Source organism: Clostridium sardiniense, assembly GCF_016907995.1.
GTDB classification, from domain to species: Bacteria; Bacillota; Clostridia; order Clostridiales; family Clostridiaceae; genus Clostridium; species Clostridium sardiniense.
Genome location: NZ_JAFBDA010000001.1, coordinates 217705 through 239202 on the forward strand (window position 1 = coordinate 217705; position 21498 = coordinate 239202).

26 protein-coding genes are annotated in these 21498 nt (G+C 27.9%); 16 read left to right on the plus strand and 10 right to left on the minus strand.

What is annotated here, in order from left to right:
- The first annotated feature begins 68 nt into the window (after nt 1–68).
- The 3 genes from JOC62_RS00840 to JOC62_RS00850 all read left to right on the plus strand — a co-directional run bounded on the left by JOC62_RS00840 (nt 69) and on the right by JOC62_RS00850 (nt 2713).
- Nucleotides 69–749: an ABC transporter ATP-binding protein gene (locus JOC62_RS00840; RefSeq protein ID WP_204593263.1), complete on the plus strand. Its 681-nt coding sequence runs from the start codon at nt 69–71 to the stop codon at nt 747–749.
- A complete protein-coding gene (locus tag JOC62_RS00845; RefSeq protein ID WP_204593264.1) occupies nt 739–2082 on the plus strand; it encodes an ABC transporter permease in 1344 nt (447 codons plus the stop codon). The genes JOC62_RS00840 and JOC62_RS00845 overlap by 11 nt, the downstream gene beginning before the upstream one ends.
- A gap of 112 nt (nt 2083–2194) precedes the next feature.
- Nucleotides 2195–2713, plus strand: coding sequence for a hypothetical protein (locus tag JOC62_RS00850; protein WP_204593265.1), 519 nt, complete (start codon nt 2195–2197; stop codon nt 2711–2713).
- Between the two features lie 77 nt (nt 2714–2790).
- Here JOC62_RS00850 and JOC62_RS00855 read toward each other — a convergent pair whose 3' ends face one another.
- On the minus strand, nt 2791–3051 hold the full coding sequence (locus JOC62_RS00855) for a hypothetical protein (protein WP_204593266.1): 261 nt from the start codon (nt 3049–3051) through the stop codon (nt 2791–2793).
- A gap of 719 nt (nt 3052–3770) precedes the next feature.
- Here JOC62_RS00855 and ygjK point away from each other — a divergent pair.
- The 6 genes from ygjK (at nt 3771) to JOC62_RS00885 (ending at nt 9406) form a co-directional block, all read left to right on the plus strand.
- Nucleotides 3771–6422, plus strand: a complete 2652-nt coding sequence (gene ygjK, locus JOC62_RS00860; protein ID WP_204593267.1) for an alpha-glucosidase — start codon at nt 3771–3773, stop codon at nt 6420–6422.
- A 580-nt stretch (nt 6423–7002) separates the two neighbouring features.
- Nucleotides 7003–7323, plus strand: a complete 321-nt coding sequence (locus JOC62_RS00865) for a bacteriocin immunity family protein (protein WP_207758129.1) — start codon at nt 7003–7005, stop codon at nt 7321–7323.
- Between the two features lie 204 nt (nt 7324–7527).
- Nucleotides 7528–8076: a nucleotidyltransferase gene (locus JOC62_RS00870; RefSeq protein WP_341534774.1), complete on the plus strand. Its 549-nt coding sequence runs from the start codon at nt 7528–7530 to the stop codon at nt 8074–8076.
- 605 nt (nt 8077–8681) lie between these two features.
- The gene (locus JOC62_RS00875) at nt 8682–8849 is read left to right on the plus strand and encodes a hypothetical protein (protein ID WP_204593269.1); all 168 of its coding nucleotides are present in this window, start codon (nt 8682–8684) and stop codon (nt 8847–8849) included.
- Between the two features lie 38 nt (nt 8850–8887).
- On the plus strand, nt 8888–9187 hold the full coding sequence (locus JOC62_RS00880; protein ID WP_204593270.1) for a hypothetical protein: 300 nt from the start codon (nt 8888–8890) through the stop codon (nt 9185–9187).
- Nucleotides 9188–9196: 9 nt separating this feature from the next.
- The gene (locus tag JOC62_RS00885) at nt 9197–9406 is read left to right on the plus strand and encodes a hypothetical protein (RefSeq protein WP_204593271.1); all 210 of its coding nucleotides are present in this window, start codon (nt 9197–9199) and stop codon (nt 9404–9406) included.
- A gap of 215 nt (nt 9407–9621) precedes the next feature.
- Here JOC62_RS00885 and JOC62_RS00890 read toward each other — a convergent pair whose 3' ends face one another.
- Nucleotides 9622–10116 carry a GNAT family N-acetyltransferase gene (locus JOC62_RS00890; protein WP_204593272.1) on the minus strand — a complete coding sequence of 165 codons (495 nt, stop codon included), beginning with the start codon at nt 10114–10116 and terminating at the stop codon, nt 9622–9624.
- Nucleotides 10117–10283: 167 nt separating this feature from the next.
- Between JOC62_RS00890 and JOC62_RS00895 the strand changes: the two genes are divergently transcribed.
- Nucleotides 10284–10814 carry an RNA polymerase sigma factor gene (locus tag JOC62_RS00895; RefSeq protein WP_341534775.1) on the plus strand — a complete coding sequence of 177 codons (531 nt, stop codon included), beginning with the start codon at nt 10284–10286 and terminating at the stop codon, nt 10812–10814.
- Nucleotides 10815–10825: 11 nt separating this feature from the next.
- Nucleotides 10826–11821, plus strand: coding sequence for a DUF4179 domain-containing protein (locus JOC62_RS00900; RefSeq protein WP_204593273.1), 996 nt, complete (start codon nt 10826–10828; stop codon nt 11819–11821).
- Nucleotides 11822–11993: 172 nt separating this feature from the next.
- On the opposite strand, the gene JOC62_RS00905 is transcribed toward JOC62_RS00900, so the two are convergent.
- On the minus strand, nt 11994–12209 hold the full coding sequence (locus JOC62_RS00905; protein WP_204593274.1) for a hypothetical protein: 216 nt from the start codon (nt 12207–12209) through the stop codon (nt 11994–11996).
- Nucleotides 12210–12655: 446 nt separating this feature from the next.
- Here JOC62_RS00905 and JOC62_RS00910 point away from each other — a divergent pair, with 446 nt between their 5' ends.
- On the plus strand, nt 12656–13132 hold the full coding sequence (locus JOC62_RS00910) for a hypothetical protein (protein ID WP_204593275.1): 477 nt from the start codon (nt 12656–12658) through the stop codon (nt 13130–13132).
- Nucleotides 13133–13167: 35 nt separating this feature from the next.
- Entirely contained in the window at nt 13168–13488 is a 321-nt protein-coding gene (locus tag JOC62_RS00915) for a DUF3784 domain-containing protein (RefSeq protein WP_243424975.1), read from the plus strand.
- A 75-nt stretch (nt 13489–13563) separates the two neighbouring features.
- On the opposite strand, the gene JOC62_RS00920 is transcribed toward JOC62_RS00915, so the two are convergent.
- The 4 genes from JOC62_RS00920 to JOC62_RS00935 form a co-directional block, all read right to left on the minus strand.
- Entirely contained in the window at nt 13564–14238 is a 675-nt protein-coding gene (locus JOC62_RS00920; protein WP_204593276.1) for a hypothetical protein, read from the minus strand.
- Nucleotides 14225–14920: an ATP-binding cassette domain-containing protein gene (locus tag JOC62_RS00925; RefSeq protein WP_204593277.1), complete on the minus strand. Its 696-nt coding sequence runs from the start codon at nt 14918–14920 to the stop codon at nt 14225–14227. Before JOC62_RS00925 ends, JOC62_RS00920 begins: the two co-directional genes overlap by 14 nt.
- A 17-nt stretch (nt 14921–14937) precedes the next feature.
- Nucleotides 14938–15306, minus strand: coding sequence for a GntR family transcriptional regulator (locus JOC62_RS00930; RefSeq protein WP_204593278.1), 369 nt, complete (start codon nt 15304–15306; stop codon nt 14938–14940).
- 314 nt (nt 15307–15620) lie between these two features.
- Entirely contained in the window at nt 15621–16028 is a 408-nt protein-coding gene (locus JOC62_RS00935) for a GNAT family N-acetyltransferase (protein WP_204593279.1), read from the minus strand.
- A 428-nt stretch (nt 16029–16456) separates the two neighbouring features.
- Here JOC62_RS00935 and JOC62_RS00940 point away from each other — a divergent pair, with 428 nt between their 5' ends.
- Entirely contained in the window at nt 16457–16867 is a 411-nt protein-coding gene (locus JOC62_RS00940; protein ID WP_204593280.1) for a hypothetical protein, read from the plus strand.
- Between the two features lie 386 nt (nt 16868–17253).
- Here the strand turns inward: JOC62_RS00940 and JOC62_RS00945 are convergent, their stop codons facing one another.
- From JOC62_RS00945 to JOC62_RS00955, 3 genes are all read right to left on the minus strand, one after another.
- Nucleotides 17254–17736 (minus strand): hypothetical protein, encoded by a 483-nt coding sequence (locus JOC62_RS00945; RefSeq protein WP_204593281.1) that lies wholly within the window; start codon nt 17734–17736, stop codon nt 17254–17256.
- A gap of 275 nt (nt 17737–18011) precedes the next feature.
- Entirely contained in the window at nt 18012–19241 is a 1230-nt protein-coding gene (locus JOC62_RS00950; protein ID WP_204593282.1) for an MFS transporter, read from the minus strand.
- Between the two features lie 166 nt (nt 19242–19407).
- Nucleotides 19408–19872: a MarR family transcriptional regulator gene (locus JOC62_RS00955; RefSeq protein ID WP_204593283.1), complete on the minus strand. Its 465-nt coding sequence runs from the start codon at nt 19870–19872 to the stop codon at nt 19408–19410.
- 372 nt (nt 19873–20244) lie between these two features.
- Here JOC62_RS00955 and JOC62_RS00960 point away from each other — a divergent pair, with 372 nt between their 5' ends.
- Together JOC62_RS00960 and JOC62_RS00965 are read left to right on the plus strand one after the other, a co-directional pair.
- Nucleotides 20245–20766 carry a GrpB family protein gene (locus tag JOC62_RS00960; RefSeq protein WP_204593284.1) on the plus strand — a complete coding sequence of 174 codons (522 nt, stop codon included), beginning with the start codon at nt 20245–20247 and terminating at the stop codon, nt 20764–20766.
- A 211-nt stretch (nt 20767–20977) separates the two neighbouring features.
- Entirely contained in the window at nt 20978–21478 is a 501-nt protein-coding gene (locus JOC62_RS00965) for a hypothetical protein (protein ID WP_204593285.1), read from the plus strand.
- The last annotated feature ends 20 nt before the right edge of the window (nt 21479–21498 follow it).

Genomic DNA, 21498 nt, shown 5'->3' on the forward strand with positions numbered 1-21498 from the left:
ATTAATACAAATTAATTATATATAATGAAATATGGAAAAACGTATTAGTTAGGGGGATGAATAAACTAATGATAAAACTCGAAAACATTAATAAAAGATACACTATGGGTAAAGAAGTTTTTAATGCTTTAGATAATATAAATCTAGAGGTTGAAAATGGAGACTTCATGGCTATAGTAGGTCCTTCAGGATCAGGTAAATCCACTCTTATGCATATTATAGGGGGACTTGATAAACCAACTACTGGACAAGTTATTGTAGATGGTAAAGACATAAGTACTTCAAAGGAAAAGGAACTTGCAAAGTATAGAAGTACAAAGACTGGATTTATATTTCAAAATTTTAATTTAGAATCAACACAGACTGCACTTGAAAATGTTATGATGCCACTTATATTTGCAGGGATATCTGGAAAGAAAAGAGTTGAAATGGCAACTGAAGCTTTAGAGAAAGTTGGACTTAAAGATAAGATTAGAAATAAGCCAACAGAATTGTCAGGGGGACAAAGGCAAAGGGTTGCTATTGCAAGAGCTCTTGTAAATAATCCAGAGATAATATTTGCAGATGAACCAACAGGTAATCTAGATTCTAAATCTGGAGCACAAATAATGCAATTACTTAAGGATCTTAATAAAAAGGGATATACAATTATTATGGTTACTCATAATAATGAACAAGCAAATGAAGTGAAAACAGTAGTAACTATTAAGGATGGAAAAATAGAGGGGATAAGAAAAAATGAAATTTAAAGATTACATAAAGATGGCTTTTTCTAATTTAGGAAGAAGAAAGCTTAGAACATTTTTAACCGCTTTTGCAGTAGCTATTGGAGTTATGCTTATAATTACAATGGTAAGCCTCGGAAAAGGCGTTGAAAATTTAATAACAGATTCTTTAGAAGAATTCAATAATATAAAAGCTATATCAGTTATACCTACTCAGTATAAAGATGATGTAGATGATAGTGCAAATACTAATGAAAATGCAGTAGCAGATACTAAGTTTAAAGAAATTACAAAAGAAAATATAAATAAGATTAAAGAAAAAGGGGACGTTCAAGATATAGTTTCAATGTTTAATGCTAGTATTAGTAGCATCAAGCTTGGAGATAAGGATGTTAAACTTGCCTCTGTTAATGGTGTAGATACTAATTACAGTATATATGCAAAGTCAAATGTTGATTCAGCAAGACAAAAGAAGAAAGATGATAGTATAGACTACTTAATATCAGGTAATTTAATTAAAGATAATAATGCAAGTGAATGTATGATTACAGAAAAGCTTTCAAAGAAATTAGGAATAGATAATCCTAAAGACATGATAGGAAAAGAAATAGAGATAATAGCAGATAAAAGTTTTGCTAATATAAAGGAGAAACCACTGAACCTAAAGGTAAAAGTAGTTGGAGTAATAAATGAAAAAGTAAATGAATCAGATAGCGTAATTACAACAATTGGAGTGGCAGATAAGATAAATAAATTTATGAAAAACAATGAATACACTTATGCAAAAGTTGGACCAACAACTATAAATGTTAATGTTAAGAATGCTTCTGATGTTAAGACAATTAATGAGTATATTCAAAAAGATTTAGGATATACAACATTCTCATTGGAAGATGTTGCAGAGAGAGTTAAATCAATATTTATAGTTATTAAATCAATACTTGCAATTGGTGGAGCAATAGTTTTATTTGTTGCAGCACTTGGAGTAATAAATACAATGATTATGTCTATTTATGAAAGAACTAAATCTATTGGTGTTATGAAAGCTGTTGGTGCATCTAAAGGTGATATTAAGGCAATATTCTTAGTAGAGTCTGGAACAATTGGATTTATAGGGGGAGTACTTGGAACATTATTCTCTTTATTTAACTTAGTTGTAATTAAGGCAATTGCAATGTATGTACTAAAATCTAAAGGGGTTACGGATACATCATTTTTAGATAATGTATTTGCATCACCACTTAAGATATGTTTAATAACAATAAGCTTTGCGATAATAATTACTATATTAGCTGGATTATATCCATCATCAAGGGCAGCTAAGCTTAACCCAATTGATGCATTAAAGTATGAGTAATTAAAATAAGTAATAAATTATTTATAAAAAAATCATTACAAATTAATTTTTAGTCTTTATAATTTTGTTACAATAATTATATATAAAAGTAGAGAGAAGTGAGATGGTACATATGAAAAAATTTGATATCAATGAATTACTTAAACAAATAATAATTATTAACAGCAATATTAAAAGTGGAGATAAAGAAAAATTAATTAAGGGTATAAATTATTCAGAATTAACAAGCTTAGAAGCTTTAAAGGTAATAGAGGGAGTTATAAACTACGGTGTATTACTTAAAGAGGAGCAATTAGAGGATCTTCCAAAGGTTGATTGTAAGAAGTTAAATACAGCATTATATTTACTACTTAAATATTATAGAATAATGGATATTGAAAGTTTAGATGATGGATTAGATTCAATGCTTAGTATAAATATAGATTCAACAGATGGGGGATTCTATGAAAAAGATACTATTGCACCTGTATCTGCTATAAATGATATTATAGAAGATTATGCTTCAGGTTCTAGACCTTCAGACTTCGAAGATTATGACTTAGCAAGTGATGAAATAAGTCTTTATGAAGTTAAGATTGATTATGGAAATAAGAGTATAATAAGAGAATTTGAAAGAACAATTTTTAGTTAAGAATATGTTGTAATAATAAAAACTCCAGCAAATTTATTTGTTGGAGTTTTTAATTAGTAATTTAAGAAAACTGTGTATTATTCATTCAAAAAATCTATTGTTTCTTCTGTCCAATCAGTTGGACCTTCATCTGATTTAATAAATTTTCTCCAATATCGGCCTGTCTCTTTATCAAATATTATAATATTTGAGTCGTTAGGGCGTATCATCTCATATCTACTCTTATTAACTATATCATTTTCAGTAAAATGCTTAAAAGAATAAATTATCGCCCCTCCCAAAATAAGAAAACCTATGACAATTGATATTCCTATAATAATTGTGGACTTTTTTTCCAAGTTATCCCCCTTTTTTTTAGATACAATTGTACATTAATCCATATGTTTAATTACAACATAAATTCCATAAAATTATAGTTATTTATAAATATCAGCATAATTTATTTTAGTCTGTTCTTTAAGTTTTTTTATTTTCTTTTTCAAGCCTCTTAATGATTTTTCTCAAACTTTTAATAAGAAGCTGCAAAGTGAAATTTTAGGGTGTAGTAGATTGTTAAAGATTAATATAGAAATATATAAATAGTATTTTTATAGAGCTAAAAAGAATTTCTATTGTAGGTTTTAGTGACTTAAATTGATATTATTATATATTTTTCACATAAAGATGAGGAGATTATTCTTAAGAGAAAACTAATGAATATGTCGAAATTGATTATAAATTCACTAAAAATTAAAAATATTTAATAAAAATTCAAAAAACTATTGACCATTAAACCTTTACATGATAATATTTGGATTGTAAAGGATATTTATACAAGTTAATAATTGGATTGTTACTCAATAAGGAGGCAATACCTAAGTCAAAATTTAATTCTTACATTATCTATACGCAAAGAACCATACTTTTTGTGGTCTATTAGTGTGCAGTTATATGTTTAGAATAACTTTGATTTGGGTATTTTTTATTTACAAATAAATTAAAAAAATATTTAAGTTAATAATGGTGTCGCGACTAATTAATTATAAAAAAAGTAATTTTGGAAAGGGAGAATAATTTTATGGCTTTTAGAATTAAGAAAAAAACACTTATAGCTACTGTTTTAGCAGCAACTGTAATTGCTGGAAACCTAGGGGGAATAAACGCATTAGCAAAGGATAGAAGAGATCAGGTTACAGATTTTAAAAATGTACTTAATGTAACTGCAAATCCTACATCAGAAATATATGGATCATATTCAACAAATAAGTATAATAACTTTTCAGATATGGGAGCTTGGCATGGATACTACCTTCCAAGTAAGGATGCAACAAATATTTACGGGGGATTTGCAGGGCCTGTAATTATAGGGGAAGAGTATCCTGTAAATATGTCAGATACAATAAGCAAAATAGAAGTTAAAAATGCTGATAATAATGAACTATATGATTTAACAAAAGCTAAAAAGGTAAGTTTTGATTATTATCCAGGAAAATTAGTACAAGTATATGAAATGCAAGATTTTAACTTGAAATTAGAGCTTATATTTGCATCAAATAGAAGTGCACTTGTAAGAACAGAAATTGAGAATAAGACAGACAAAGAACTAAACTTAGATGTTCAATGGACTGGAAATATCTTTGGAGAATTTAATACAGGTAAAAAAGTTATAGATTTAAAGCAAAGCTTAAAGGCTACAAATGATGGAGTTCAAGTTAACTTCTCAGATTTTAGAGATACATGGAACTTCTTCTCAACTCCTGAAACTAAGTTCACAGTTAAATATGATGGTAATGTAGAAACTAAAGTTGAAGGAAAAGAATACACTACCAAATTAAAAGATGCAGTGAAAATAGCACCTAAGGGAGAATTTAAAACATATTCAACTCAAAGTTATACATTTACTGATAAGGAACTTAAACAAGAAAATAAAAAGTTAGATGATTTTATTAAAAATGGAGACAAGCACTTTGCAGATAACAATACGCGTTGGCAAGGATATTTAGATAAAACATTTGAAAAGGTAGAGAGCACAAGAAACCCAGAATATAAAAATGCTGCTGTAAAATCAGTTGAAACATTAACTACAAACTGGAGAAGTGCAGCAGGTGCTATAAAGCATGATGGTATAGTACCTTCAATGTCATACAAATGGTTTATAGGAATGTGGGCATGGGATTCATGGAAGCAAGCAGTTGCTACAGCAAACTTTAATGGAGATTTAGCTAAGGATAATATTAGAGCATTATTTGATTATCAAATAAGTAGTAAGGATGATGTTAGACCTCAGGATAAGGGCGCAATAATTGATGCAATATTCTATAACAAAGATGGAGCTAGAGGAGAAGATGGCGGTAACTGGAATGAGAGAAACTCAAAGCCAGCATTAGCAGCTTGGGCTGTTTGGAATGTATATGAAGCAACAGGGGATAAGGCTTTCTTAAAAGAAATGTATCCAAAACTTGTTGAGTACCATAACTGGTGGTATACAAATAGAGACCACGATAAAAATGGTATAGCAGAATATGGTGGAATGGTACATGATGCTCATTGGTTATACGATGAAAATGGAAATATAGTAAAAGATAAAGATGGAAATCCTAAATTTAATGAAGATGAAGTAATCTTAGCTGCTGCTTGGGAAAGTGGTATGGATAATGCTACTAGATTCGATAAAGAAGGCGCAGGGGGAGAAGATATTGGAGTTAAGGTATTTGAAAATAAAGATAAGAAGGGAAATCTTATTGGATATTCAATAAACCAAGAATCAGCTGATTTAAATGCATATCTTTATGCAGAAAAAGCTTTCTTAAAATCAATGGCAGAAGAGCTTGGAAATAATGGCGATGCTAAAAAGTATGAGAAAGAAGCAGATTACGTAAGAGAATACGTAAGTGAAAATATGTTTGATGAAAAGACAGGATTTTTCTATGATCTTCAAATAAGTGCAGATGGAAAGAAAAAGAACATGTTAGATGAAAGAGGAAAAGGAACTGAAGGTTGGATTCCTCTATGGGCTAAGATGGCAACACAAGAACAAGCTGAACAAGTTAAAGATAATATGACTGATCCAGGAAAGTTTGATACATTTGTACCATTCCCAACAGCTTCAAAGGATAATTCAAAGTACGATCCAAATAAATATTGGAGAGGACCAGTTTGGATGGACCAAGCTTTATATGGTGTAGAGGCTCTTCAAAACTATGGATTTGATAAAGATGCAGAAAGAATGGCGAAGAAATTATTTAATAATGCAGAAGGCCTTATGGGAGATGGACCAATAAGAGAAAATTATAATCCTGAAACAGGTAAGGGACTTCATACAACAAACTTCAGTTGGTCAGCATCAGCTTACTACTTAATGTACCAAAATACATTAACTTCAAAAGATACAACATCACAAGATGGAATAGCAATTCCAGTATCTGAGGTTGAAGATGGTAATAAGCCAGGAGATGAAAATAAACCAGGCGATGAAAATAAACCAGGTGATGAAAACAAACCAGGCGAAGGAAATAAGCCAGGAGATGAGAATAAACCAGGTGAAGGAAACAAGCCAGGTGAGGGCAATAAACCAGGAAATGATAACAATAAACCTGGAGAAGACAAGCCAGGGGCTGACAATAGTAAGCCAGTACCACCAACTGGATACGCATTTGGATTTGCAGGACTTGCAGCAGCTGCAGCTTCAATAGGTGTAGGTGTTAGAATGCTTAAGAGAAGAAAGAAATAATAAATTTATTTAAAATCTTCTTAAGCAATTAAAAGTTACTAAGGTAAATATTATAAATAAGACTATTAAGTTAAATAGTCTAAGATATATTACTAAGGTAAGTAAATTTAATAGTATGAATAATGAAGTGAGTATTAGGAATTTAGGTTTTTAATACTCACTTTTATTAATATCTAACATTTTATTATTTTGGAACCTTCCAAGCAAATTCCATACAATCACTACTTTCTTTATTTCCACTTTTATCCATAAATATTGCTTGTTTTAAGATTTAATATATAATTTTAATTAAAGGAAACATAATAGATTTAGATCAAATACAAAAACTATTAATTAAGATAATACGAAAAATTTAGACTATATTGGAAAAAGTACGGATCATCAGTTATCAATTATTACTGGAGGCAATTGGGGAAACATTTGATCAGTTTTACCAGAAGTATATCAATATAATATAAGTACACACAAATATGAATGGATTCAAACAGAAATTAACTTATCTTATACTTTAAAAGTTATTAGCAATGGTTGGGCAAGCTCTGCTACTGGTGGATATTTTTGCAGAAAGTAGGTAATTAAATTGAGTAAAAAAGAAAAAAGAATAGAAGAACAAGATGATTTATTAGCAAGAGTTTATGATTTAATTTTAAATACACAAACTCTTGATGATGAACGTTCTAAACTGATTGAATTTAAGAATGCAGTTGAAAGCGGAAAAGATTTTGAGCAACAACTAATGGACTTAGCAGAAGCTTTACGACAACTAGCAGTTCGTAAGTTCAAGGATAAAGAAACACTTAGTCAAGAAGTTGGTAAATTTTACATGGACATTTCTACTACTGGATTACTTAAAAAGAATTTGGGTATTGGCTTGGCTGCACTTGGCTTTTTAGGTAAATAAAGAATTCATTTTCTATATTCTTTTATTGCTTGCTCTAATTCTTTACATTTTACATTTGGTGTTGTTAATGTTAGGTTTTTAATACCTATATTTAATAGTTTTTATACTATGTATGTATAAAGTTTTAGATATATTTTCACTCAATAAAGATTAAAATATAAGTGATATAATATAATAAATAAGAAGTAAGAGGTGATAAATAACGTGTTTAATACTTTAAGTTATATAGGTAAAAAACTTAATGATTCAAATGTAGTATGGGGAGTGGGAGCTTCCATATTATTAAATCAATTTAGTCTTATAGATAAACCTAATGATATAGATATTTTTGTAGATATTAAAGATATTGATAAAGTAGATGAAATTCTTAAAAGTATTGGTGATAAAAAGCCATGGGAAAAAGCTTCTACATATTCAACAAAATATTTTTACGAGTATGTAATAAATGGTGTTAATATTGATGTAATGGCTGGGTTTAGAATTAATCATAATAGTGGAGTATTTGAATATGTTTTTGATAATAGGTCAATTTCAGAAACTAGAAAAATTAATGGAGTTGATATTCCTTTTACTTCTTTGGAAGATTGGTATGTGATTTATCAATTGATTCCGAGCAGAGAAGCGAAGGTAAATATGATAGAAAAATATATAATATCAAATGGAATTAAGAGATATGATTTATTAGAGAGAATGTTAGAAGGAAATTTGCCATTAGAAGTTAGAGAGAAAGTTAAGAATATGTTATCTTCATAATGAAAATAAAAGCTATGAAAATCTTATGATATTCATAGCTTTTTTTTACTACAATTATTTAATTAAAAGTGAATTTATAAAAGTTTATTTAAGTCTTTTTATAGTATTTCTTTTTCAAGTTCTATACAATCATATTTGTTATCAGAAAAATTACCTTTTATTTCAACGTTAGTCAAGATGTAAAGTCCACACTTATGCTCTAGTTTTATACCATTCCAATTTTTAAATTATACTTATAATAGAAAGTGAGTTAGAATCTAGTGCTTTAGCAAAAATAATAGTTGAAATACAATTTAAATTTGAATAATTAGTTGGTGAAGGTTTAGATATTGATTTTTTACATTTACTATATATATTAAAAATGTTTTATAATGTTAAAGATGTTAATGAAGAGTATAAAGATATATTAAATAAAACCGATAATTATAATTAGTAGTATTGTAATTATGATGAATATATCTATACATATAAATTTGATTTGGAGAAAATAGAAGTTATAAAAAGTGAAGTATATTCAGCAAGAAAAAGCTATTTTAAACGTGTTAAGTTAAAGTTGTTTCCCAAGGAGACAACTTTTTAATATTTAATAAGAAGGAGTGATTTCTATGAATTTAAATGATGAATTAGAAATAGTAAGGTACATAATAGATGAAAAAAAAATTATCTATTATAGCAATAGGAGGAGAAAAGGAAATCGAAATAAGTGCAGAAAAAGAAGAAATCGAAGAATAAAACAATCTACTATCAAAAGAGATTATTATAGTTTTATTTGATAGAAAGATATTAAAATTTGATTCAGTAGGAGAGTAATATGTTAAATGAATATAGATTAAAATTTTTTAATTCCTTCTTGTATAGATTATTTGATCTAAACAAGGGGATTTTTTTAAATTCAACTGATAGTGAATATGATTTAGATGAATTTAATTATGAATACATAGAAAAAGGAATGATTGTAGCACTAGCAATGTATATTGATGATAAATTAGCTATTGCAGATGCTGTAATATTAAGTGAAATAAAAAAAGAGGAAGGGAAGGTTTATTTAAGCAATGGATTATGTTTTAACAAAAATGGAGAACTAATAGATCCTAAAAATTATAATATTTAGAGGTGAATTATGTATAAAGTATATAAAAAGAAGTCGTTAGATGAAAAGAGAAAAGAAGTGGAGTTATTAATAAGTAATGTTCAAAAAAGAATAGAAAAGATTTTTGATACTCCAGAAAATATGAAGGAGTATTTTTCTTTTAAGACAAAGTTTTATAGTTATTCTCATAATAATATTATCTTAATGCAGAAACAACCTAATGGAACAGTTGAAGGTTAGTTATTATATCTTTTGTAAAGAAAAGGATTTCAAATAAATAAGAGTGAAAAAGGAATAAAGATATTAGTAGAAGTTAGAGAAAAAGTTAAGAATATTTTATCTTCATAATACAATAAAAGCCGTGAAAATCTTATGATTTTCATGGCTTTTATTGTATTATGATTACTTGAATTTAAGTGAATTTAAGTGAATTTATAAAAGTCTATTTAAGTTTTTTATAGTATTTCTTTTTCAAGTACATAAGTTTCAATATGTAAGTCATGGGGATTAAGTATCTTAACTATTTTAAATCCGCATTTATTTACATAAAAGTTATGATTTCTTTTTGAGAAACCGGGTGTTTCAGTAGTCCATTTCTTAGTGTTTGGATATTTAGACTCGATATATTTCCACACTTTTAATCCTAGACCCTTATTATGAATATCAGGATCTATAAAGATATTACCTAAGTAGTTTTCTTGATTTTCATTTATAAACACAATAAAGCTTCCTATAAGTCTATTATCTAATAATATTTTATAGGATTCAGAAGGTGATTCTAAAGCCCACTTCCTTAGAAAGTCTCCATTATCATATCCAGTAGGTCCATCTTTTTCATTATCTGTATGAAGCTTAGAATCAGAGTCGAAAGCTCTTGTCATTATATCGGTTAATGGAATAATGTCATCTTTAGTTATAGGTTCAAATCTTAGAGTTTTATTATTATCCATATCTTATCTCCTTTACAATATTGAAGAGTTTAGCTAATTACTATAATATACCTATTATAACATTGTTTACATAATATTCTGTAATACTAATTCTAATAAAATATTTATAAATACGAGGGAACCTTATATAGATATTGAATATCTAATGGTCATAAGGGAGGGATAATGTGGAATCAATAAATTTTTTAAGAGGAAACTTTATAGTAGAAAAATATGATATAAGTTTAGCAAAGAAAGGGAGTAGCGAGGCATTTACTAAGTTAATGCAGGATAATCTAGATTCTATGTACAGAGTGTCAAAAGGTATATTGAGTAATGAAGTAGATGTTGAGGATGCTATACAAAATACAATTTATAAAGCTTATAAAAATATAAAATCATTGAAAAAAGATAAGTATTTTAAAACTTGGTTAATCAGAATTTTAATTAATGAATCTAATAAGATTTATTCTAAGAGCAAAAGAATTTATAGTAAAGCTGAAGAAGAGACATATACAATTGATAAAGATGGTCACATAGATTTATATAATGCTATAAGTAATTTGCCAGAGGAATTTAAAGTGACTACAATATTATTTTACTTTGATGATATGAGTCATAAGGAGATAGCTAAAATTTTAGACATTGCAGAGGGAACTGTAAAATCAAGGCTATCTAGAGCAAAAGAAAGACTTTATGTAATGCTTAAGGAAAAGTAGAGGGGGATATTATGGATAAGTTTGATATGGAATTAAAGGAGATGGCAAAAAAATCTGAAGTTAAAGCTTCAAATCACCTTAGAGAGAAAGTTAATAAAACTTGTAGAAGGGCAAAAATAAAATATATGTTTAAAAGTGTAAGTAAGGTAGCGGTAGTTTTTATAGCTTGTATATTTACATTAGGATTTAGTTTTCCAGCATTTGCAGATCAAGTACCTATAGTAAGAAATGTTATAGAATATTTAAATGAAAAATTTGATAGGCATGGATATGAGAATGTGGTAGAGGGAGTTAGAAAGTCTATTAAAGCAGGCGATTATTCAATTAATATTGAAGATGTATATTATGATGATTTAGAAATGACGTTATTTTATACAGTTACTAGTAATAAACCATTAGATAAAGCAAAAAAATATTGGTTTGATGCTAATATGAAGATGAATATTGATTGTGGTTATGAATATGCAATAGAAGAGGGAAGTCTTATTGATGAAAATACTTTTGCTGGAATGATGACATTTAATTTTATTCAAAATGATACGGGTTCTAATGAGATAAAAATGCAAGATAAGCTTGATATAGAATTAAAGATAAGTGATTTATTTATTGGTTTTGGAGATAAGAAGGAAGAGATTCCAGTTGAAAAAAATATATTAAAGTTATCATTGGATAATAAAGCAAATTCTATTAAAGAATATAAGGTAAATAAAGTAATAGAAAATGATGGAGATAAAATTGAAATTCTTAAAGTAAAGAGGTACCCAGCAAGGATACTTGTAGAGAATAGAATGAGCATTGATAAAAAGGACAAAAAGTTAGACTTTATAGTATGGGATGCTAAAAAAGAATTAAAGTATATTGCAGGATTTGAAAATAAAGTAGAAAATTCATATCTGAATCAATATATAATGCCTGAAAGTGATGAAATTTATATAGTTCCTATATTGAGAGATAGAGATAATATAGAAGTATTAAAAGATAAAATTATAAAGGTGAACTTAAGATAGAAAATAGGAGGCTATTGAATAGGAGTTATTTATTAGATTTAAATAATAAAAATAAAAGCTATGAAGATCTTATGATATTCATAGCTTTTTCTTTTGTAATTACTAAGCCTAAATGAAGTTATAAAAAAGGAATTAAGCCTTAAAATACAGCTTAACTCCATTTATGTATGAATTATTTAATTATAAAGGATACAATACCTATAATTATACATAGAATTCCGCCTAAGAATTGTCCTATTCCAGAAGCTTGTCCCATTATTAAAAGATTGAATATGTTTTTTCTCTTTTGAGTCTTTCCAAAAAAGGCATCATCTGTTTTCATTCTATGGATACCCCATAATGTTAAAAGCACTCCAAAAAGTATAAATAATAGCTTTCCAATTATCATAATTTTAACTCCTGTTTATCATTTGCTTTTTATCAATCAGTATATCTTACATATTGTATAGTTAATAATCCTATTTAAATATAAAAGTTCCTTAGATTAATAAATCAATTTATATTATAGTATTTTAGGATAAGTGTCAATAGGTAATATATCATGGTTGTAGTGGAAATATATGTTATAATTATAATAAAAAAGTAAATGAATTTATATAAGGCAGATAAGCTGAGGGTTCGTTATAGTGTTATTAAGTTAGTTTGAGAGTTACTATTTATTGGAAAGATAATTTTACTATTTAAAAAATTAGGGGGTATTTATATATGAGAGTTTGTATAATATGTGAAAGTGAAATGATTGAAGGATTTAATTTTAAGATTGTTAGAAAAGAATAGTATTTTCGTAGAATAAGTCAATAAAAACACAGAGTTTTAAAAGGTAGAGGATTAATAATGAGAGATAGGTTGATAAGAAAAATAACAGTTACATTAATTGTAATTTTCCTAATATCAATTCCATTGTTACCATATAAATTGCCAAAGAAAATGGATAATCAAAATCATACAATGGTAAAGGTATGGTTTTCTTCAATGGATGGATTTTTAACAACAGATGGACAAGGAAATTCAGAGAATAAATTTACTGATAGCAATATAATAGGGAATACTCCTTACAAGGAATTAACTACATTTAAGAAAGGCATTCCTAAATACCTTGAATTTCATCTTTATGGAGAGATTAAAAAAGAAAAAGGCGGTTATGAAGTTTTTGATGTTAAGGATTGGTACCCATCAAATGGACATGTACAATTATTAGATACTGCATTATGGGAAGAGGAGATTAGTGATGTTTATTTCATAATAGTTGGAGTGATGGTGCTATTAGGATTCATTACATTTTTTATAAAGCATAGAAATAGATATGACTAGAGTTTTATATAAATAGTATAAAGGGGATAAAGGTTATGGATTTTAGAATGATTTTTGTTGGATTAGTTATAGGATTATTTATTTTCTTAGGAGTTATTTTTTCAATGGGGAAGGGAGCATTCTTAATTGCAGGACTTAATACAATGTCAAAGGAAGAGAAAGCAAAATATAATGTTCCTGCTTTATGCAAATATATGGGGAAATTCATGTTTGTAATTGCTTTTTCTATATTACTGTTTGCTTTAAGTGAAGTATTTGAAAAGAAGGCATTATTTGTCATAGGACAAGTAATCATGTATATTTCTATAATATTTACTTTAATTTATATGAATGTAAGTAAGAAATTTAAGAAGTAATATTTTAAAAAGCTATTATCAGTATGTATAGTATTGATAATAGCTTTTAATTTTAAATGAAGAAATTAATAAGAGTTAGTTGTGAACATTCTCGATATCTTTCCATGCTATAGCAAATACAATTAAAGTAAATAATGTATATATACCAACTATTAGGTATCCTTGTGTTATTGAATTGTTTAAGAAGGAAATAATAAACTTACATAATATAGTTAATATTCCATATGAAAGTAGTCCAATAGGAAGGATAATGTACCACTTAATTCTTCTAGCTAAAGCTAAAATAACTCCTGAAAAAATATTAAGTTGAATAAGGGATAATGTAATTAAAAAAGAAACAGGCTTAGTAAGTGATATAATATATTGTGAGATAAATGATTCAGAAGAATTTATTAATAAAGTATTTATTAAAGCACCAATTAAGCTATAGAGTATAAATACTATAATCCATTGTCTTAATCCTTTAAAAAGCAATTGTTTTTTGCTATAAGGAAGATTTGTTGTACTTAAATAAACCTTATCACTTCCCATCTGTGGGCATATTCCTTTTAAAACGAAGATTGGATACATACATAATATCGCTGTTATAGCAGTATAGGACTTACCGTAAATCTGTTTTATAAATTCATGATATTCTGGAACAAATCCTAAAAATAAAAGTGATAGAACACCAAAACTAAGTACACCTGATATAAGTACCAATGTAATAGAATTTGCATCATATAACCAATCCTTTTTAACTATTTGCATGACTATATACCTCCTTATATAGATCTATTACTGAATTACCATTCATTCTTAAATCCTCAACTAGTTCGTTATGGACTATATTTCCATCCTTTAAAAGAATGATTCTATCTAGCATTTTTTCAATATCTACTAGCAGATGACTAGAAATTATCATTGTACTTTTTGGACTGAAATTTTCTAAAATCATTTTAATTATTTCTTCTCTAGTAAGTAAATCAACAGCAGCTAAAGGTTCATCCAAAATATATAAGACACCTTCAATTGATAGGGCTAATGCTAAATGCATTTTTTCATTTTCACCTTTTGATAATGTCTTTATTTTATTCTTTAAGTCTAAATTAAAGTTTTGTAATATAGTTTTACATTTTTCTTTATTAAATAGTTTAAAGTTTTCTTCATAATAAGATATACAATCCTTAATAAGCCAATCATTAGGCATAATTGAATTATCGCTCATGTAACCAATAAGTCCTTTATGCTTATAATTGAATTTATCTCCTTCAAAATAATATTCTCCACTATTAAATGTAATTTGACCACCTAAAATTTTAAGTAATGTACTTTTTCCCTGTGCATTTGGAGCTAAAAGACCTATTATTTCACCTTTGTTAATATCTAATGTTATATTGTTTAGAATGATTTTATTTTCATAGCTTTTATTTAGATTAATTAATTTAATCATTTATTCCCCTCCTAAATTTACTCGGCTATTTCTTCAAGTATCTTTAAGGCATTTGCTTTTGATATTCCTATTGATTTCATATTTTTAAGAAATTTATCTGCTAGTTCTATGCCCATTTTATATTGAAGTTCATCTGAATTTTCTTTTCTATCACTTATAAATGATCCCATACCTCTTTTGGTATATGTAATACCCAATCTTTCTAATTCACCATAAGCTCTCTGGAGTGTGTTTGGATTAACCCCTAAGGAAGTTGACATACCTCTTACTGAGGGGAGTTTATCACCTGGCATTAAATTGCCAGTAGCAATAGCCCTACGAACAAGTTCTATTATTTGAAGGTATATGGGCTCATTACTATTAAATTCAAAATTATCTAAATTCACAATTAAAATTCACCTCCATTTGCTTTGTACTAGTGTACTACTGATATAGTACACTAGTAATAAATGGAAGTCAACAAAAATTACCATATATTCAAAAAAATACTTTGGAATATATGGTAATATAATATTAATTATTTAAAATATACATATTGATTTTAAAGTAATCTTAGTTTTAGATGAGTGTATTTTAAATTTTTACGTGATTCAATAAAGCAGATTATAAGTTCATAGATACTAGCTAGTACTGCAAGTATGAAGTAAAAAGCAGAGCTTGTTTCATTTAAGAGCGAAATTCCTTCATTAACAGTTTGTAGTTATATCTTTTTAGTAAAAATTATTTCTAAAGGTTCATCTTCTAATAGGAGGCTACCAGCATCTTTATATCCTAATTTTCTATAAAAATGTTGTGAATTCTCATTGGATAAAGTTGATGTCATAACTAATTTATAATCTTTGTTTTTCATCTCATTTTCCCAAAATCTAATTAAATCTTTTCCAATGCCTTTGTTTCTATAGTTTTCATCAATATAGAGCATATTCATAAATGGGGTGTTATCCCAGAAGTAACCATATCTTAGCCAACCAATATTTTTATTATCTTGGTTTCTTACTATAATAATTTCTTTTGTTTTGATTTTAGTGTTTATTAGTTCTTTCGATATATGTTTATCATTATCAAGTATATATTGAAAGTCTAGTTCACTTGCATACTCAATTTTCATTGCTGTCCCTCACTTTACTTTATGATATTTTTTTATAACTTTAGTTTTAATTTTTACGTGATTCCATAAAGCAAATTATGAGTCCGTATATACTAGCTATTACTGCAAATAAAAAGTAAAGTACAGAGTCAGTTTCGGATGCAAATCTAAGTAGACGTAATACACCGGTGTGTTCATATTGAATAATAAGAGAGAGGGAAAACATTGTTAATATAATGAGTGTTCCAACTAATAGAAGGGTTGCACCAAAAAACATTTTTTTCATTTATAATACCTCCAGAATTTATAGTTTTACATGGCAATTATTAATTAAATTAGATTAATATGATATACTTATGATAACATATATTGGATAAAATGTATTAGGGTGTTAGGGGGATTTATGAAAAAAAAAAGCAAGAAAATATATAGCAATTCTTATTGGAATTTTGGTTTTATTATTACCATTTCTTCCATATAAAATAGCAAGAACTTTAGATAATTCGGATTATACAATGATAAAGGTTTATCACTCACAAATGGCTGGATTTGTTGCAGAAAATCATAATTTAGAAGGGGAAAGTATATATGGAAATACTCCAAAATTAACTACATTTACAGAAGGAAATCCTAAATATATAGACTTTAATTTTTATGGAACATTTAAAAGAGATGAAAATAATAATGTTAAATTTAAAGTTGAAAAGTGGTATCCATCAATAGGATATGTACGATTATACGATACTATTTTATGGGAGAAATATTTAAGGATACTATATATGATTATTGTAATTCCTACAGGAATATCATTAACTATAGCCATGTCTCTAGGAATTGGAAAAGTGAAAGAGAAAATTTAATTAAACTATTAAAATATGATACATTATTTAATAGTTCGTCGGATGATAAAGAAAAGTAGAAAAAATAAAGGATACTCTTAAGTATCCTTTATTTTGTTACTATATTCATAAGCCTAGGTATTTTGCTGTATTTAAGAGTTTTATTTTTCCTTAATATAAAAATACTTAAGGAAAGACCAGGTATACTTAGAGTCCAAAATAATGAATAGCTTATTATGTTGAATATATACAGCGTAAATATTAATAGTAGATATGAGATATTAACTATTTTAAGTATAGAAAAATTAGTCATTTATAGCCTCCTTTTAATAGGTTAAAAAATTTTTTGTGTAAGGTTAGAAGAATTTCTTATTATATAATTTAAAGCTTAAGATTAACACACTAATTTAAATAGTTTTAATCTTAAAAATAAATCTAATATTATGTGTATCATCCCACTCAGTTTCAACTACATATCCATAAGTTCCAGGATCTTTTGGGGTAGTAATTGTATAATTAGAGATTTCAATTTCAGTATGATCTTTATTTGATCTTAAATTCTTATTTATGGAATAAACTTTAAAGGATTTAAGATCTTTAGTAAATGATAGGTCTAACTTAATATCGGTACTGCAAGGAACAGTAGCATAATTAATCTCCGACAATTTATCTATATCATATGTTCCTAAGTCAAAGCTATTACCTCCGTAAGAATCAAACCAATTACCTCCATTGGTAGGTGCGTAAAATGTTGTGTCATCACTTGAAGAAGTTACTTTAAGAGTAGGGGGATCATATGGGAACTTTGAAGAATAGTAAAATATAAATGATAATAATCCTATTATAAATAAAACTATAATTAGTAAGTTTTTGATTCTACGTTTATTCATAGAAAACCTCAATTCTTTTTTCTACATTATAACATATATTGGAAAAATAAAGTTAAATATTAGGATTATAGAATTAAAAAACATCTAAAGCTTTTAAGGTGTAGAAGTTTTTCAGATTACTACATCAATAATTTGGTAAGGGTGATTTTATAAAGAAGGATAATGAAAGTATATCACACACAACGTGGAGAGATGTGTGCTGAATTTCTTATTACCCCTCTATAATCATAAATGAATGTAGATACTTGGCTAAACAAAGTAGGTGGTTTACATATTTACATGTGTGTATCCTTATATAAAACGGATATTGCCGCTGATATAAGGATTATACCCATAAAAGCGGGTGCGGCATGACCAAGTGATACATAGATTTGACCTCCAATGATAGGTCCAATCATTCTTGCTAAAGCCTGAATAGATTGGCTACCGCCTTGAATCCTTCCTTGTTCACTGGAGTCGACAGACTTGGAGAGCATCCCATTAAATGAAGGCCCAAAGATTGAATCACCAAAACCAAATATAAACATTCCAGCGATAAAAAGAGGGTAGAATGAAAATAAAGCTGATGCTGCAATAAGACTATAGCCTATAATCTCTGAAGACATTCCAAGAATTGCTATCTGCTTATCACTAAGCTTTATTACAAGCTTTGGCATTATGAAACCTTGTGAAATGATGTCTTGGAATCCCATAATTGAAAACATAAGTCCAATTAGTGCAGGAGCCCAATTGAAAGTATCTATTGTAAATTGTGAAAAAACTGCCTGAAGGGATCCGTTTGGTATCCAAAGTAAGAATGCTGAGACAAGTAATCTTTTTAAGCTTTTCATGGAAAGTATGTCTGCAAGCTGTGTGAATGGATTAAGTCTTACAAAGGTGATTTCTTTCAGTCTATTCTTCTTCTCAAGGCTCTCAGGCATATAAAAAACTCCATAAACAACATTCAATAAAGTTATTATTGCTCCAAAATACATTGGCACAGAATAACCAAACTTGGCAAGTAATCCACCTATAGTTGGACCGATGATGGTACCTACACCGACAACTGCACTCACCCATCCAAAGTATTTGGTTCTCTGCTTTCTAGGAATTATGTCTGCAAAATATGCGAATATAGTGCTTATGCTTCCGCCTGTTATACCTTCTATTATACGCCCAACAAATAGTACCCATAGAGATCCTCCTATGCCAAAAACTAAGTACCCAATTGCGGAACCTAAAAGGCATACTAGTAGTAATGGACGGCGGCCATATTTGTCGCTCAAAGCTCCAAGTCCGGGAGCTACAAAAAACACGCAGACTGCATAAACAGAGGTCAGAAGAGTAACAACTATAGCTTGTTCTCCTGGATTGCTTGTATAAGGTTGTACTAAAAATGGGACGACAGGTGTTATGATACTGAAGCCTATCCCGCAAAGAAACACAGAGATAAGACCAAATATTAAAGCATGTTTATCTACGGTCTTTTCTATGTTCTGTTCATTGTATGATTTAAATTTAAACACTTAAATTCTCCTTTCAAAAGTTAATATTTTGTTTCCTAGTCAACAAAAATAATATCGCAATTTTGTTTCCTTGTCAACAAAATAATAGCAATAAAAATGCAGCCTATTCTCAATAGAGTTTTTGGCTGCCTATGGTTTCATTTTAATTATTCAAATTTATTTCGACTTAATATCTATCTCTAGTTTTTTTAATTTCTTCATCCAAATGCTTACTATACTTTTCCACTAAGCTAAGCATACTATCAAATTGTTCCTCGGTTACCTTTTCAAATACGGCTTTATCCCGCTCACGAAACTCTTGGTGCAATTCTTCATGAATTTTATAAATTATTTTCCCTTGCTCAGTAAGCCTAAAATAGATTTCTTTCTTGTTATCCTGTTTCTGGTAGCTTTCGATAAGGCCTTTTTCTATGAGTTTCTTAGTTAATTTACTTATGGCACCTCTAGTCATAAAAAAGGATTCTGCAAGTTTTGTCACATTGGAGTCTATATTTCTTCCAATATATTCAATACAATGTACTTCAGAAGGTTTATAACCCTTAAGACTGTCTTCCATCTTAAACTTATTAAGCCAAGATATCTTGTTTAATAAATCCCTTAAACTCATCATGACCTGTTCTTCTTTGTTCATGGACTGTCCTCCCATCCGTTGGTGCATTAACAATATTATATTAAAGTTTTGTTTCTATTTCAACAATACTAAAATAATTATTATAGGAATTGAGGTATACGTGAAAAAAGATATACAGAAAGGGTCTAAGTACTCTGTAAATAAACTCTAGTTATCGTTTGGTGCTTATATTAAAAAATAATTTTGTATTTTTATTAAATATAGAAAGTGATATGATAAATATAATATTATTTTGAGAGGATTTTCCAATATGATTTTAATTGGGTCTATATATTATAATTAATATGATTTTCAGAGGGTTATCATGAGATATAGATATTAAAATATTGTACATAAGGGAATATAAAAATATAAATTTGCATGGAGGGAATTATGATTGGTTTAAAGAGAAATACAGTAAAGTTATATCCACATTCAAATGAATGGGGAAACTTAGCGGAAGCTACAATAAAAGATTTAAAAGATATATTTTCAGATAAGGCAGTAGATGTTCAGCATGTAGGAAGTACGTCTATAAAGGAGATTAAAGCCAAACCTATTATTGATATTGCTGTAGGAGTAAAATCTTTTGAGGATGTGGACAAACTTATTGAAACTCTTGAAGATAAGGGATTTATTCATGTAGAAAAGAATGATGATGAGAGTCAAAGGTTCTTTAGCTCTGGAGATTTTGATGCTGATACTAGAACACATCATATTCATGTTGTTATATTTGGAGATAAGGAATGGTGTGATTATATTAAGTTTAGGGATACTTTAAATAATGATGTTAGTAAGAGAAGGGCATATGAAGAGTTAAAATTAAATTTAGAGAAGAAGTATCCAAATGATAGATATGAGTATACAGAAGCGAAGGCTGATTTTATAAGTGGTATTTTGAATAATAAGAAATGATATAGTTATATTTATAGTGTATTTATGATGTATATGTATTTAAAATTGAAAATAATAGTTAGATAAAAATAGTAGAAATCTCTTGGTTAATTAAAATATAGTTTTTAGAATTATAACAAATATAGAAAAAATTGAAATATAGACATGGGATTTATGCAATGTTAAACTTATACATGCAATTTTAGATTCAAATATTAACGGAGGAATACTAATGAAGAAAAAGCTTTTAAGTTTAGTTATTATTTCTATTATTTGTATAGGAGTATTACAAGGCTGTGGAGAAACAAAATCAAATAAGAAAGCAAGTAATAATACAGAACAAACTAAATCTCAAGAAATTGAAAAAGAACAAAGTCAAAGTAATAAACCAAAAGTAACGATAAATGATATTGAATTAGTAGGGTTTAAAGTTAGAAAACCAGATTCGTCAGGCGATATCTATATGGAAACAAAATTTAAAAATAATTCCAATCAGAATATTTTAAGCATTGAATATGTATATGAAGTAAATGGAGAGAAATCATATTTATTTACTTATGGGAAATTAAAGCCTGGAGATGTAAGTGATGTAGTAAAATCACCTGGTCCAAAATCTCTTAATGTATTTGATGCTAAGTTATTAAGTGCACAGATAACAGTGGAAAATAAAGGTGAGGAAAATACTTATATAGAATATGATGCTAAACTAGATACATATAAACAAACAAATTAGAGTATTAGTTATAAATTTAA